This is a genomic window from Mycobacterium ostraviense, from assembly GCF_002705925.1.
GTDB classification, from domain to species: Bacteria; Actinomycetota; Actinomycetes; order Mycobacteriales; family Mycobacteriaceae; genus Mycobacterium; species Mycobacterium ostraviense.
In genome coordinates this window covers 2,822,992-2,838,177 of the sequence record NZ_NKRE01000001.1, presented here as the reverse complement: position 1 = coordinate 2,838,177, position 15,186 = coordinate 2,822,992, and the positions used below count along the sequence as shown (strand labels likewise).

Below are 15,186 nucleotides of genomic sequence, written 5' to 3'. Positions count from 1 at the left end.
ACGACGGTCAAGGGGTGAGCGCCGGCGAAAAGCCGGCGTTATGGGAACGGCTGATTCCGCATGGAGCCATGTCAACGGGGTGTCTTGACAATCGGTTATCAGCCGATACCATTGGGCCATGTTATCCACTGATAACCAGCAAGGCGAAGCCGGGATCGCGACGAACTCGCGGGCTCGGACGCCGGAACTCAACATGCGCACCCTGGTGACCGGCAGCTCCGGCCACCTGGGCGAGGCCCTGGTGCGCACCCTGCGGGCGCGCGGAGCCGACGTCATCGGCCTGGACAGCCGGCCGTCGAAGTGGACCGATGTTGTCGGGTCCGTGACTGACCCGGCTTTGCTGCGCGAGGTGATGGCCGGCGTGGAGGTGGTATTCCACACGGCTACCCTGCACAAGCCGCAGCTGGCTTTCGTGCCGAGTCATGAATTTGTGGAGACGAATATCAGCGGCACCCATCATCTGCTCGACGCCGCGGTCGCGGCGAACGTCCGCTCTTTCGTGATGACGTCCTCGACAACGGTTTTCGGTGACGCGCTGGTGCCGCCGCCGGGTGCGCCCGCGGCCTGGATCGACGAATCGGTGGTGCCGATTCCGAAAAACATCTACGGCGTGACCAAGGCCGCCGCCGAGGACCTGTGCCAGCTGGCGCATCGTAACGACGGCCTGGCCTGTGTGGTGTTGCGGGTGGCGCGGTTTTTCGCCGAGTTCGATGACATGCCCGACGATTACGACGGGCGCAGCGACGACAACATCAAGGCCAACGAATATGCGTGCCGGCGCGTCGCGCTCGAGGACGCGGTCGATGCGCATCTGCGGGCGGCGCAGCTGGCGCCGAGCCTTGGATTCGCCCGGTACATCATCAGCGCCACCACACCGTTCGCTCGGGAGGACATGGCCGAGCTGCGCACCGACGCAGCCGCGGTGCTGGCGCGTCGGGTGCCGGATGCCGCGGCGGTGTGGGCCGAACGTGGCTGGCGGTTCCCCGACCGGCTGGACCGCGTGTACGTCAACACCCGGGCTCGCCAGGAATTGGGATGGAATCCACGCTTCGATCTGAATGCCGTCGCCGCCCGGGTGGCCGAAAACGAACCGGTTCGGACGCCGCTGTCGCAACTAGTGGGCGCCAAGGAATATGCCAGCAGTTCCTACCACGTAGGGGTATTCCACCCGGCCAGGACCGATAGGCCTGCCAAAGCCCACCGCGGTCAGGGTGCCGGTGTCGCGCCCCGTAACCAACATCCCGCGACCGCGCCGCGGTCACGGTCGCATCCGACGCAACGGCTCGCGGCAGAAGCCTGAGAGGCCGGGCCGCGATGCTGCTCGTGTCGTACCGGAACCGCACAGTTGCGCTGGTGGCTGATGGCTTACCTTAGGTGCATGTCCGGGGAAGCCGCACGACGCAGCCCAACGGCGGATCGCATCTTGCGCGCGGCCGCTGAGCTCATCTCTTTGCGGGGCTACTCCGCCACCTCGACCCGGGAGATCGCCGCCGCTGTCGGCGTCGAGCAACCGGCCCTCTACAAGCACTTCTCCTCGAAGAAAGAAATCCTCGCGGCGCTGGTGCGGCTCGCTCTGGAGCGTCCAGTGGCGGTGGCCGACGAGCTTGCGGCGGTGCGCGCCCCGGCGGTGGTCAAGCTGCACCGCTGGCTCCAGGAGGCCTACGAGTATGTCAATCGCTCACCCAACGTACTGGCCGCCATCATCATCACCCCGGAACTGCAGCAGAACGACGCTTTCGCGGCCGAACAGGCGCTGGTTTCGAAGATCGAGCCGGTGATCGTGGATCTCATCCGGGCGGGCCAGGACGAAGGCGATGTGCGCGAACTGAATCCGGTTTCGGCAGCCAGGCTGATCGAGGCGATGTTCGACGCGGTGACGTTCCCGGATCTCGCGGTCGATCCCGCTGAGATCGTGGAGTTCACCTTGGTCGCGTTGCTGGCGGATCCCGCTCGATTGCCCGAAATTCGTTCCGCTGCTGATGCTTTGGAGATCAGCGCGGAACCCGCACATCCTCCTCGCTGAGCGCGGCCGCGGTGGACGTGCCTAGGACTGGCCTAGTGCGGCGCTGATCTGGTGCCCTGGTGATAGGACCCAACTGCGGCTTTCCCATCAGCCACATCAGTCTCCCGGGTTCGGGATGTCTCCTTCTGCCCGCCTGTCCGCGACAAATTCGTTGCGCTCCTTGGCTTGTCGCTAAAGCTAAAGCCGGTCGTGGGGCTGCGACCCGGTGTGAGGAGATGGAAATCGCGTGCTGGTGCTGGTGGTTCGCGCTGACGGCGCCGAGTGTGCGGTGATGGCGCCGAGTGCGCGCTGATGGCGCCGACGGTGCCGTCAGGGCGGCCCGATCGTGGATGTTCCCGCCCTACATACACGGTCAAAGCCGTCACCGCACACTCGATACGGCGGCATGGCAGCCGACTCGGTGAGCACGTGAGACATCCCCCGAACGCCTCCCATCACAAGAGGTTTGAGCGAAGGTGCGGTATTGGCGTGCCGAAAACAGAGCCAAGGTATGCCGAAAACAGAGCCAGGCATCCAAGGCTGCGCTACAGGACATCGCTGACCAGCAGCATTCGTGGTCACCATGAATTCCGAGTGAGGCGAGCAAAATGCGCACCGGATCGGCTTGGGTTCCATGTGAATGATGTGGTCGCCTGGTCCGGGACTCCGCGCAGCGCGGTGACTAGATCAGCATGGGCGCTACCCCTGGCCCAAGACGGAAAAGTCGCCACTCCCCGACAGTGCCGCTTGCACCTGCTCGCGGGTGAGTTCCACCTCGGCCGAAATCCGCACTGTCGACGGGCCGTCGGCATCCAGATCGACGGCGACGGAAGTGACGGGCTCCAGGGATGTTAGCGCGCTGGTGACGGTGTCGACGCACCCCGCACACCGCAGTCCGTCGACGGAGAATGTCTGTTCGGCCATCATTGACTCCCAAAGTTACGTAGCCGCAGGCTGTTTGACACCACGAAGAACGACGAGAACGCCATGGCCGCACCGGCGATCAGCGGGTTGAGCAGGCCGGCGGCGGCGATTGGGATGGCGGCGACGTTGTAGCCGAACGCCCAGATCATGTTCATCCGGATGGTCCGCAAGGTGGCGCGCGCCAGATCCAGTGTCTGCGGGACGATGTGCAGGTCGTCGCGAACCAGGATGATGTCGGCCGCACCGATCGCCACGTCGGTGCCACGCCCGATCGCCAGTCCCAGGTCGGCACCTGCCAGGGCCGGACCGTCGTTGATGCCGTCGCCGACCATGGCGACGGCATGTCCCTGGTCGCGCAGCCGCTGGATCACGCTGACTTTGCCCTCGGGCAGCACATCGGCGATGGCGGTGTCGATGCCGACCCGGGCGGCGACCGCATCGCCCACGGCCTGATTGTCGCCGGTGAGCAGGATGGTCTGCAGCCCTCGGCTGCGTAGTGCGCGGACCGCGTCGGCCGCCGACTCCTTGACCGTGTCGGCGATGGTGACGGCGGCGCAGGCCACGCCGTCCACCGACACGAAAACTACTGTCTCGCCGCGTGACTCGCCTTCGCGGCGGGCACCGTCCAGCGAGGCGTCGGACGGTGTCTCGCGGGTGATCCAGCATGGCTTGCCGACTTCGACGCGGTGGCCGTCGACAATTCCCGACACGCCGCATCCGGCCACCGCGGCGAACTCGGCGACTGGAGCCGGCGCCGGCGACGCCGCGACAATGGCGGTCGCCACCGCATGCTCGGAGGCCGCTTCCACGGCGGCGGCAAGCTCCAGGACCTCCGCGCAATCCCGCCCGCCGGTCGTCGTCACCGTGCTCACCCGCAACTGGCCTACGGTCAAGGTGCCGGTCTTGTCGAACACCACGGTGTCGATGCCGTGGATGGTTTCCAGCGCCCGATATCCCTTGATGAAAATTCCCAGCTGCGCACCCCGCCCGGAGGCCACCATCATCGCCGTCGGGGTGGCCAGCCCCAGCGCACACGGGCAGGCGATTACCAGCACCCCGAGCGTCACCGAGAATGCCCGGTCCGCACCGGCCCCGCTGAGGAGCCAGCACCCACCGGCCACGATCGCGATGGCAAAGACCACCGGCACGAACACCGCCGAAATCCGGTCGGCCAGGCGCTGCGCGCCGGCCTTCTGCGCCTGTGCTTCCTCGACGAGGCGAACCATTGCGGCGAACTGGGTATCGGCGCCCACGGCGGTGGCCTCGATGACCAGGCGGCCGTCCAGCACGACGGTGCCGCCCAGGACCGGGGAGTCCGGAGCCGCCCGGACCGGCTTGGCCTCGCCGGTCATCGCGCTCATGTCGATTGCCGCGGTGCCGTCGACGACGACCCCGTCGGCGGCGATGGTTTCGCCGGGACGGGTCACGAAGCGCTGCTGCCTCTTGAGTTCGCCGGCCGGGATCACCAGTTCGGCTCCATCGGGCAACAGCACCGTCACATCCTTGGCGCCCAGCGCGGCCAGCGCGCGCAACGCGCTGCCAGCCTTGGATTTGGCGCGGGCCTCGAAGTACCGGCCGGCCAGGACGAAGACCGTGACTCCGGCGGCGACCTCGAGATAGATGGAGTCGCTGTTGAGGATCGCCTGCCAGATTCCGCTGCTTTCCCGCGGATGCTTGTCGATGAACACGGTCGACAGCGACCAGGCGGTGGCCGCCGTGATGCCCACCGAGATGAGCGTTTCCATCGACGCGGTCCGGTGCCGCGCGTTCCGCAGCGCCGCCGAGTGGAAGGGCCAGGCGGCCCACGTCACGATGGGGGCGGCCAGCGCGGTCAGCACATACCCCCAGCCGGGGAACCTGGTGGACGGCACGAGCGCGCACATGGTCGACAAATCGGCCAGCGGCACGAAGAGCACCGCTGCCACCAGCAGCCGCCATAACAGTTTGCGGGCATGCTCGGCGTCAGGATCACGCTCGTCGGTGGCCGACTCCGTATGCGGCACCGCGTGGTATCCGGCGCTCTCGACCACCTGGCACAGCTCGTCGGCCGCCAGGCCGACGGCATCGATCGTCGCGACCCGGGTGGCGAAGTTGACCGATGCCCGCACCCCGGGAACCTTGTTCAGCTTCGATTCGACCCGGCTCGCGCAGGCGGCGCAGGACATTCCGCCAATATCGAGCTGGATATACGTCGGCGACGGCCGCACGGAACCGAGGTCGGAGTCCCCCACAACTGGAGCCGCCACGGCCCTCCTCGGATCGGCTCGAATCGGCTTGGATTGGCTTGGATTGGTGTTAGTGCACTTGTCAGCCTACAAGTCGGACACCGGCGCCAATCGGTTCCCGCTACCGGGAATGCTCGCTGACCAGTGCGTACAGCCGCCACCGGCCCGGCACACCTTTGAGATCGTGGTCACCGCGCTCGGCGAAGGTGTGCTTGGAGCCGGTGACGATGTCGCGCACCGTCGAGGACACCAGCACTTCGCCGGGTTCGGCGAGCGCCATGACCCGCGCGCCGATGTGCACGGCCATGCCGGCGACGTCGCCGTGGTGGCCTTTGCGGGCGCCGCGCACCTCGACTTCACCGGCGTGGATGCCGACTCTGACCTCGATGCCGAGCACCCGGACCGCGCCGACAACGTCGGCCGCGCAGGCGATCGCCGCGCTGGGGCTGTTGAACGTCGCGACGAACCCGTCGCCGGCGGTATTCACCTCCTGCCCGCCGAATCGCTGGATTTCGTGACGGACCAGGGTGTCATGGTTGTCGAGCAGCGCCGTCGTCGCGGTGAAGCCGGACGCGAAGACCGTGGCCCGCTCGCATCCCACGGCATCCATGACCGCGACCGCGTCCGCGGCCCAGAACTTGGGGCCGAGCATCTCCGCCGACGGAACGCGAGACGACAGGCCGACCCCGCGATGGTCGAATCGGATCATCCGGCTGAACGAGGCCAGCCGCCGGTGAAAGCGGTACATCGACGGCTCGGTGTCGATCGTGTCGACCGGAATGGTCGGCCCCGGCACGACGAGCAGGTCGATCGGACCGTCGCCGAGCACCTGGTAGGCGATGTCCAGGTCCCCGCATCTGGCGTAGCGGGTCCTGGGAGTGGGGGGCACCTGCGACACGGCTACCCGCTGACGATCGGGACGAGATAGCGGGCGGCGTAGTCGCGGACGGCCGCGTCGTCGGAGGTGTCGAGGCGGTCGGTGGGGAACATGATGATGCCGACGGCCACGCGCAGCAGGATGTCGGCGATGTTGGCGAGGTCGGCGTCGGGAATGCCGGCACCGCAGCGCCGCAGCGTGCGGGCGATCCCGTCGGCGAATTGGCCGATCGGGAACACATGCGACCGGGAGAACATGCCGAACAGCTCGGGTTCGCTCTCGGCGATGCGCGCATACAGCGGCGAGTCTTTGATCAGTCGCACCCCGAGGGTGAACGCCTCGATCACCGCCTGCTGCGGATCGAGGCCGTCGGTGGCGTTGTCGAGCGTGGTGAAGAACAGTTCGGCCTCGCGGCGCACGACGCGTTCGAAGAGCTCGTCCTTGGTGGGGAAGCGTCGATAGATGGTGCTGCGGCTCACTCCGGCGCGCGCCGCGACGTCTTCGATGTTGGCCCGGCGCAGGCCGTAGGTTTCGAACACCGTGCGGGCGGTGTCCAGGATGGTTCGGTCCAGGCCGGTGATCGACTCGGCCCTGTCGGTGCTCGTTTCGGCGCCCATCCTGGACTGCATGATAGTTCTGCCCTGCCATCGAGATTGCCGACGTCCATCCGGCCGGCTCGCGTTGTGGACGCAGCGTTGCCGACGTTCACCTAGCCGGCTAGCGTTGATACAAAGAAACAGAATTGTGTCACTGCTTCGTCAGGCTGCGGCGCGGAGGTTCGATGACGGCTGAATTGACCGCTGGCGCGAGATTCGACACCGGTGTGCGGGAAGCGGTGCCGGTGCTCTCCGACCAACCCGATGACCACACGGCGTCGCCGCGGCTGGGCCCGGATTCGCTGATCTGGAAGTTCTACGGCGACTACCGCACCCAAATCTTCGGCTTCCAGCGGGTCGCGGGCACCGAAAACTGCATCGAGCAGCTCGCTCAGGGGGTCTTCGATCATTCGGTGATTTTCAGCGACACCGTGGGCCGGGCCAAGCGGACGGCACCGCCACTGATGAAAACGGTGTACTCCGAGGATCCCGTCGCCTGGGGCCGCACGGTGCGTGACTTCCACAAGTCGATCAAAGGCACCATCAGCGACGGCTCGAGGTATCACGCGCTTAACCCGGAGTTGTTCTACTGGGCCCATGCCACCTTCGTCGACCAGATCCTCTACACGGCGGACATGTTCATCCGACGGCTGTCCCACGCGGAAAAGGAGCAGATCTTCGAGGAAAGCAAGACCTGGTACCGCCTTTACGGCGTCAGCGATCGCGGCCAGCCGCAGACCTACGACGAGTTCCGCACCTACTGGGAGGGCATGCTCGACCGGTTCGTCCCGCACCAGACGGTCCGGTACGGCACCGGTTACCTCCGCAAAGGGATCCCGGGTCCGCGCAAGGTTCCCGGCCGGATCTGGACGGTCCTGTCCGCGCCACTGAACGCCTACGCGCGGCTGGTCATCGTGGGGACATTGCCGCCGCAAATGCGCGGCGTCTGCGACCTGGACTGGGATGCCAGGAAGGAGAGGCGATTCCAGCGGTTCGCGGCGGTAGTCCGGGCGGTGAATCCGCTGATCAATCGGCTACCGCTGAGGCTGGTCTACGCCCCGTGGGCCGCCGACGCGTGGGGCCGCTGCGGCGTCGACCCGCGCAAGCTGCACAACCGCCGCGGGACAGGGTAAAACGCAACAGGCGGGAGCCCCTTGCACCGCGATGGCGGCCGTGGGCCAAGATTGCCAAGATAGGCAAGATAGTGAAAACGCAATCAAGGGATCCGGTCCAATGAATTTGGCAGCACGGACGGTGATGGAGGCCTGTGAAAAGGCCTTTGAACAGGCCGGCACCAGACTGGCCAACCCGGCGCGCCTATCGGATCCCGACAAACTGCGCGGCGCCGTCTCCGGCAAGACCGTGTTGGTGACCGGCGCGTCCTACGGTATCGGCGAGGCCACCGCGCGCAAGCTGGCCGCGGCCGGAGCGACCGTGCTGATCGTGGCCCGATCGGTCGAGAGGCTCGACGATGTTGCGGCGGCCATCAACGCCGGCGGCGGCGCAGCGGTCGCCTATCCGGCCGATCTCAGCGACGAGGCAGCCGTCAGCGTGCTGACCAAGCACATCAACGAGAACCACGGGCCGCTGGACATCGTGGTGAGCAACGCGGGCAAGTCGCTGCGCCGGTCGCTGCACGACCAGTACGACCGGCCGCACGACTTTCAGCGCACCATCGACATCAATTACCTGGGGCCGATCTGGCTATTGCTGGGACTGCTGCCGGCGATGCGTGAGACCGGCCGCGGGCACATCGTCAACGTCTCCAGCGTCGGGGTACGCGTGGCGCCCGGCCCGCAATGGGGCGCCTACCAGGCCTCCAAAGGAGCTTTCGATCGCTGGTTGCGCAGCGTTTCACCGGAGTTGCACGTCGATGGTGTGGATGTGACGTCGGTCTACTTTGCACTGGTGCGCACCCGGATGATCGAACCCACACCCATCCTGGGGCGACTTCCCGGCCTGTATCCCGATGAGGCCGCCGATGCCATCGCCAAAGCGATCATCGAGCGGCCCCGAACCATCGAGCCACTCTGGCTCTGGCCCGCCGAACTTGCCTCGGTGTTGCTGGCCGGACCGGCCGAACGGGCCGCAGGGTTGTGGCACCGGCGGTTCTTCGCCGGCTCGGCCCGGACGGAAAGGTGACGATGGTCAGCAGCGTGGTCAGCACGGCGGCTCGGGCGGTGCTGTTTTCCGGACTGCTCGGTCCGCCGGCCCCGGTTGCGCTGTTGCGCCTGGTCCGCGAGCTGTATCGGGGTGGGATGAATCTCTACACCCTGCTCGCCGTCGCCGCGGCGCGATGGCCGGACCGCACCGCGATCATCGACGACGACGGCGCGCTGAGTTACCGCGAACTGCAGTCGATGACCGAATCGATTGCCCACGAGCTCTCGGATGCCGGCGCCGGGGCCGGGCAGGCGGTGGGCGTGATGTGCCGCAACGGACGCAGTTTCGTCACGGCGGTATTTGCCGCGAGCCTGGTGGGCGCCGATGTGGTGTTGGTGAACACCGAATTCCGCAGCACTGCGCTGGCGGTCGCGCTGAGTGCCCACCAAATCCGAATAATGCTGTGCGACAAGGAATTCGCCGACCAAATCTTCGAAACCGGGGGGTCGGCAACGGTAATCGATCCGCAGACGGTCACCACCATGCGCAGTGGCGCGCGGCCCGAGGTTGTCGCGTCGGGCCGGATCATCCTGTTGACTTCGGGTACGACGGGTGTGCCCAAGGGGGTGCCGCGCACCCCCAGGGTGAGCTCGGGGCTGGGCGTCGGGGTGACAGTTCTGGAGCGCACCCGGCTGCGCGTCGGCTCGCGGATGGCCTTGGCCACGCCGATGTTTCACGGGCTGGGCTTCGGCATGCTGATGCTGACCATCGGTCTCGGCGGCACGGTGCTGACCCGGCGACGCTTCGATGCCGAAGCCGCGCTGGCGCAAGCGTCGCTGCATCGGGCCGACGCGCTGAGCGCGGTCCCGGTCATGCTGGCCCGCATCCTGGATCTGCCCCAGCGGGTACGGGCGCGAAACCCGGTTCCGTGCCTGCGGGTGGTGATCTCCAGCGGAGACCGGCTCGATCCCGGCCTGGCGCGACGGTTCATGGATACCTACGGTGACATCCTCTACAACCTTTACGGCTCCACCGAGGTCGGCATCGGATCCTTGGCCACCCCGGCGGAGTTACGGGCTGCCCCGGAGACGGTGGGCAGGCCCGTCGCGGGTTGCCCGGTCCGCATCTTCGACCGAAACGGCCGCCCGGTCGGGCCCCGGGTCACCGGGCGGATCTTCGTCGGCGGTGAACTGAAATCCGACGGCTATACCGGTGGCGGTGCCAAAGCCGTCATCGACGGCATGACCAGCACCGGCGACATGGGTTACCTCGACGAGTCAGGCCGGCTGTACATCGTCGGGCGGGAAGACGACATGATCCTCTCGGGTGGCGAGAACGTCTATCCGCGTGCCCTGGAAAATGCTCTCGCCCAACACCCCGACATCGCCGAGAACGCGGTCGTCGGTGTTCCCGACGAACGGTTCGGTCATCGGTTGGCCGCGTTCATCGTTGCCCGGCCGGACCGCGAGATCGACCCGGAGGAGATCCGGGAGTACGTGAAGGGCAAGGTTTCTCGATTCGAGCAGCCCAGAGACATTCACGTCGTCGACCGCATCCCGCGCAATACGACCGGCAAGGTGCTGCGCAAGGAGCTGATGACCCTCGCCCGCCCCGAAACTCAGTCCTGATCGTCGTCTTCGGCGATGCCGATGGTGTCGGCCAACCATTTCGGCGCGAGCACCGAGACGACGGTGGCTCCGGTGGTGGCGCCGAACACGCCCGTCCAGGCGACCGGCCCCAGCGGTGTGCATCCGAAAAAGTGGCTGACAACCGGGGTTTGGATGATGCCCACCAAGACGGCCGCGCTGCCCAGCGCGGTTGCCACGACCAGGGGGCTGTGCCGTCGGGTCAGCAGGGTCTGCGCCAGCTGGGTGGTCACCAGCGCGGTCAAACCCATTGTCGCGGTGCGGCGTTCGGTTCCCGGTGTCCAGCGGCCGATGGCCCAGGCGGCCGTCGCGCCGGCGGCCGTGACCGCGCCGCGGGTGACGATCTGGCGCATCAGCGGCGCGTCGAGGGAGGGCGTCGGGCCGGTCAGCACCGCCCGCCGATGGGCGCGACGGGCCTCTTCGGCCTCTTCCTCGGACTCGTATTCGGCCTCGTCGGGTTCGGCGTGTTGCGACGTGACGGCCACGGCAAGGGCCGGGAACATGTCGGTGAGCAGGTTGACCAGCAGCAGTTGGCGCGTGCCCACCGGCGCGCGGCCGGCTCCGAACGCGGTCCCGATGATGGTGAACAGCACCTCGCCGACGTTGCCGCCGACCAGGATGGTGACCGCGTCGCGTACCCCTGCCCACATGCTGCGGCCTTCGACCAGCGCGTCGAGCAGCACGCTGAGGTCGTCGTCGGTCAAGACGATGTCGGCCGCACCACGGGCGGCCGACGAACCGCGACCGCTCACCCCGATACCCACGTCGGCCATCCGGATGGCGGCGGCGTCGTTGGCGCCGTCGCCGACCATCGCGGTCACCCGGCCGCAGCGCTGCAGGGCGGCCACGATCTGTACCTTTTGTTCCGGGCTGACCCGGGCGAATACCTGCACATCCGCGGCGACTTTGGCGCAGCCGTCCTCGTCGAGGTTGGCCAGTTCGGCTCCGGTCACCACCCGCACGTCCGCCGGCAGGCCCAGCTGGCGGGCGATCGCCCGGGCGGTGACCGGATGGTCGCCGGTGATCAGCACCACGTGGCGCTCGGCGTCCAGCAGCGCCTCGATCAACGGCCGCGCCGAGGGGCGCGCGGTGTCGGCCAGGCCGACATAGCCCAGCAGTTCCAGATCGTGGGCGGCGGCGTCGACGGCGTCGGCGTCGGTGTCGTCGTCGGCGGCGGTGTCGTGCTCCCACGGGCGTCGGGCGACTGCCAGCACCCGCAAACCCTGCTCGGCGAGGCTGTGCACCAGCGACTCGGCATGTTCGAGGTCGGCCTGCTCCTTTGAAGGGTCGGCGAACCGGCAGCGCGGCAAAATCGTCTCCGGGGCGCCCTTGAGTATGAGCACCGGCTGGGCGTCGTCGTCAGCTGTCTTGCCGATGGCCGCCGCATAGCCGCGACTGGATTCGAACGGTACCTCGGCCACCAAAGTCCATTCCGAATCATCTTGAACCTCAAGGGAATTCGCCGCAACGAGGATCGCCTCGTCGGTGGCGTGAGCGTGTCCTTGCCCGTCGTGGGGCTGGGTGGACGCGCGCGCGGCGGCCCGCAGCACCGCCGCCGAGCGCGGGTCGGCGGCGTCGGGGAACGCCTGTTCCGGGCTGGCCGAACCCGGAATGGCGCACACCACCCGCAGCCGGTTCTCGGTCAAGGTGCCGGTCTTGTCGAAGCAGATGGTGTCGACCCGGCCCAGCGCTTCGATGGTGCGCGGCGCACGCACCAGCGCGCCGCGCGCGGTCAGTCGTTGCGCGGCGGCCAGCTGTGAGAGGGTGGCGACCAATGGTAGGCCCTCGGGGACGGCGGCGACCGCGATCGCGACGCCGTCGGCGACCGCCTGACGTAGTGAAGCTCGCCGCAGCAGCGCCAAGCCGGTCACCGCGGCGCCGCCGGCGAGCGTCATCGGAAGAACCTTGCTGGTCAGCTCCCTTAGCCGGGCCTGCACCCCGGCCGAGGTCTCGACGTCGGCGACCGCCGAGATTGCCCGGTGCGCGGCGGTCCCGACACCGGTTGCCACCACTATGGCCCGGGCGCGCCCGGCCACGATGGTGCTGCCCTCGAACAGCATGCTGGCCCGGTCGTCGTCGTTGACGGCGACCGGATCCACCTGCTTTCCCACCGGCAATGACTCCCCGGTGAGCAGGGATTCGTCGACTTCGAGGTCCTCGGCGACCAAGACCCGGGCGTCCGCCGGGACCACCTCCGGCGCGGCCAGGTCGATGACATCGCCGGGGCGCAGCGACTTCGCCGACACCGTGACGGTCCGGGTCGCGGTGCGGGCCGCCTCCAGCCGGCGCCGGGTCGTCGCGACCGCCGGGACCACGACGCGGCGCACCAATTGGTCCTGCTCGGCGAACAGCTCTGCGGCCGCGGCCTCGGCCCGCAACCGTTGCGCCCCACCGGTGATCGCGTTGATCGTCATGACGCCCGCGACCAGCAGCGCATCGACGTTGCTGCCGACGATCGCCGAGGCCGCCGCGCCGACGGCCAGGATCGGCGTCAGCGGATCGGCGAGCTCGTGCCGGGTGGCGGTCGCCAGCTTCACCAGGTTCCTGGCCGGTGTGCGCAGCGGCGCCAGCACCGGGCTGTAGGACAGGTCGGCCAGCCGGCGCCGCCATTCCGGGGTTCCAGGCTCGGCCGCCAACGGCCGGGATCCGCCGGCCAGGCGTGAATAGACGATCTCGGGGTCCAGGGCATGCCAGGCGGTCAACGGTTGCGGGGTGGGGTCGGGCAGCCGCAGCACCTTGCCGGCCGAAAGCACGCCCGACACCAAAGCGGTTGTGGCAGCGGCATTGACGGGGTTGAACCAGCGTCGCAACGAAAGTGGATTGGTGGTCCGGCGTGGATCACCGGTGACCAGCAGCAGGCCGGCCAGGGTGGTGCCGCCCTGAGCGAGGCGCACCGCGGATTCGCTGGCCGACCGCGCCACCGGCAGCGCCGACAGGATTCGCACCGCGTCGGCCAGATCGGTGCCGGTGATGATGTCCGCTGTCCATGGTGTGGCCGCGCGGGGATCATCGAGGGCCACCCCGACGTCGGCGATGGCCAGCGCGGCCAACGTATCGGTGGAGGCGAAATCCCGGTGCAATGCGGTGATCAGCAGCACCGGGCCGCGATCTGCGCGCAGTTCGCGCACCAACCTCAGCAGCGGCGTACCGGGCGGATGTGTCGCGCCGACGCTGGCGGCCAGATCCTCGGTGCCGGCGACATGACGCAAGACCACCCGCGCTCCGGTTCGGTGCGCGGTCTGCAGCAACGCGATCGCGTAGGGGTCGACCTCCCATCCGACGTCGACGCTGCCCACGGACTCGCCGTCGACCAGCAGGTCGGCACGTTCGAGGCCCTGCGCCGGAGCCGCCGACGGCCCTTGCGCCCGAACCCATTTCAACCGTGCGCCGGTCGCGGGCAGTTCATCGGGGTCAGGCTCGGGTGCCTCCTCGCCGTGCAGCAGCGCGTCGGCCACCTCGTAGACGCGGTCGTCATCCCAGCCGGGCTCGTCGCCGCGCGCCCGCAAGACGGCACGGTGATCACCGCGCAGCGCGGCGCCGTCGATGACAACCACTTTCACCCGGTCGAGGCGCCGCAGCGCACCCGGGTCGAGGATCAGTTGCCCGGAGTTGGCCAGGCCGCGACCCAGGATCGCGGCGAACGCCTGCCGGCCCAGGTGGGCCGCCTTCGGCACTCCGGCCAGGATCGCCTCGCCGGCCTCGGCGGGTCCGCCGCCGGCCAGTAGCGCGCCCACCGCGGCGATCGCCGAGCCGTTGGCGGCTTGGTCCACGTAGGTTTCGACCGGCCCGGCCATCGAGCCCTTGGCGGTGTCGATCGCGGCATCGATCGCACCGTCGACGACGATGTGCGAGGCATCGCCGGCGGCCGTGGCGGCCCAGTTGTGCCGGGGCGCGTGCGAATCGGGACCCGACGACGAGATGACCGGGACCACCGGCGCCTGGGGCCGGCCGGGTGAGGCGAGCTCGGGCTCGCGGGCACGCCATCGTTGCCGATGCGCCGCCGCCTCGGACAGTTGCAGGCCGCGCTGGGCCAGGTTCAACAGCGGGGTACCGACCGATTGGCTCAACCCGGACGCCACCGCTGTCGAGGCGCTCAGCGCAAGGTCGGTGCCGACCCGACCCAGCCGCGACTCCAGCACCGCCACCACGCGCGGCTGGTTGTTCAGCAGCGCGGCCGCCGCGCGCGCGCTTCGCGGCGCCACGGGAAGGCGGGTGAACCAACCGGTCACCGACGCCCCGAGGGCTACCACGTCCATGGCCGCCGCGGTCAGCGGCACCAGAATGGCCAACGGGTTACCCGGGTCGGCGAAGGGCGCGGTGCGAGGCGCCGACACCGTGGAGGTGAGGTCCGCGGCGACGGCACACACCGTTTCGCGCACCTGGTCCACGACGGCGTCGCTGTCGGCATCGGGTGAGAGTTCGAATACCAAGCGGCCCAAGGCGCCTTCCACGTGTGCCTTGTCGATTCCGGGAATCCGGCGAACCGGCTCCTCGAGCACCGCCGCGTGTTCGTGCCATCGGGGAAACGGCAGCAACGGATCCAGGTCCAGGTGTACTCGCCGCCCGCTGTGCCAACGCATCGGCGGCGCGAGGTGCCCGGCCCCTTCGGTAGCGGAATTCTTCATGCCGAGCGCATGTCCGGTCGACTGAGCCGCCGCCTCCACCACCGGAACGATCAGCTCCAGCATCGGGCTGGCCAGCATCTCCACCGCGCCCACAGCGCCGGCCACACCACTCACCCCGGCCCGCAACGCCTGGGCCGCCCCCCCGGTGATCCCGCCGACGACGTCGGCCACACCCGGAACCTTCATTC

Annotated in this window: 10 protein-coding genes; 5 read left to right on the top strand and 5 right to left on the bottom strand. The window is 68.4% G+C overall.

Annotated features, from left to right (window positions below):
• The first annotated feature begins 193 nt into the window (after positions 1-193).
• On the top strand, positions 194-1,300 hold the full coding sequence (locus tag CDN38_RS12955) for an NAD-dependent epimerase/dehydratase family protein (RefSeq protein WP_082277292.1): 1,107 nt from the start codon (positions 194-196) through the stop codon (positions 1,298-1,300).
• 78 nt (positions 1,301-1,378) lie between these two features.
• Positions 1,379-2,023, top strand: a complete 645-nt coding sequence (locus CDN38_RS12950) for a TetR/AcrR family transcriptional regulator (RefSeq protein ID WP_075511935.1) — start codon at positions 1,379-1,381, stop codon at positions 2,021-2,023.
• Between the two features lie 678 nt (positions 2,024-2,701).
• On the opposite strand, the gene CDN38_RS12945 is transcribed toward CDN38_RS12950, so the two are convergent.
• The 4 genes from CDN38_RS12945 to CDN38_RS12930 form a co-directional block, all read right to left on the bottom strand.
• On the bottom strand, positions 2,702-2,926 hold the full coding sequence (locus tag CDN38_RS12945) for a heavy-metal-associated domain-containing protein (protein WP_075511934.1): 225 nt from the start codon (positions 2,924-2,926) through the stop codon (positions 2,702-2,704).
• On the bottom strand, positions 2,926-5,172 hold the full coding sequence (locus CDN38_RS12940) for a heavy metal translocating P-type ATPase (RefSeq protein WP_075511933.1): 2,247 nt from the start codon (positions 5,170-5,172) through the stop codon (positions 2,926-2,928). The genes CDN38_RS12945 and CDN38_RS12940 overlap by 1 nt, the downstream gene beginning before the upstream one ends.
• Before the next feature lie 100 nt (positions 5,173-5,272).
• Positions 5,273-6,049 (bottom strand): adenylate/guanylate cyclase domain-containing protein, encoded by a 777-nt coding sequence (locus tag CDN38_RS12935; protein WP_075511932.1) that lies wholly within the window; start codon positions 6,047-6,049, stop codon positions 5,273-5,275.
• A 2-nt stretch (positions 6,050-6,051) separates the two neighbouring features.
• Positions 6,052-6,657 (bottom strand): TetR/AcrR family transcriptional regulator, encoded by a 606-nt coding sequence (locus CDN38_RS12930; RefSeq protein ID WP_075511931.1) that lies wholly within the window; start codon positions 6,655-6,657, stop codon positions 6,052-6,054.
• Between the two features lie 152 nt (positions 6,658-6,809).
• On the opposite strand from CDN38_RS12930, the gene CDN38_RS12925 reads away from it, so the two are divergent.
• The 3 genes from CDN38_RS12925 (at position 6,810) to CDN38_RS12915 (ending at position 10,355) form a co-directional block, all read left to right on the top strand.
• Entirely contained in the window at positions 6,810-7,757 is a 948-nt protein-coding gene (locus tag CDN38_RS12925) for an oxygenase MpaB family protein (protein ID WP_075511930.1), read from the top strand.
• Between the two features lie 124 nt (positions 7,758-7,881).
• Positions 7,882-8,766 (top strand): SDR family NAD(P)-dependent oxidoreductase, encoded by an 885-nt coding sequence (locus tag CDN38_RS12920; protein ID WP_233027186.1) that lies wholly within the window; start codon positions 7,882-7,884, stop codon positions 8,764-8,766.
• 2 nt (positions 8,767-8,768) lie between these two features.
• Positions 8,769-10,355, top strand: a complete 1,587-nt coding sequence (locus tag CDN38_RS12915) for an AMP-binding protein (RefSeq protein ID WP_075511938.1) — start codon at positions 8,769-8,771, stop codon at positions 10,353-10,355.
• Here CDN38_RS12915 and CDN38_RS12910 read toward each other — a convergent pair.
• The gene (locus tag CDN38_RS12910) at positions 10,346-15,184 is read right to left on the bottom strand and encodes a cation-translocating P-type ATPase (RefSeq protein ID WP_075511928.1); all 4,839 of its coding nucleotides are present in this window, start codon (positions 15,182-15,184) and stop codon (positions 10,346-10,348) included. The genes CDN38_RS12915 and CDN38_RS12910 overlap by 10 nt on opposite strands.
• Positions 15,185-15,186 lie beyond the last annotated feature (2 nt).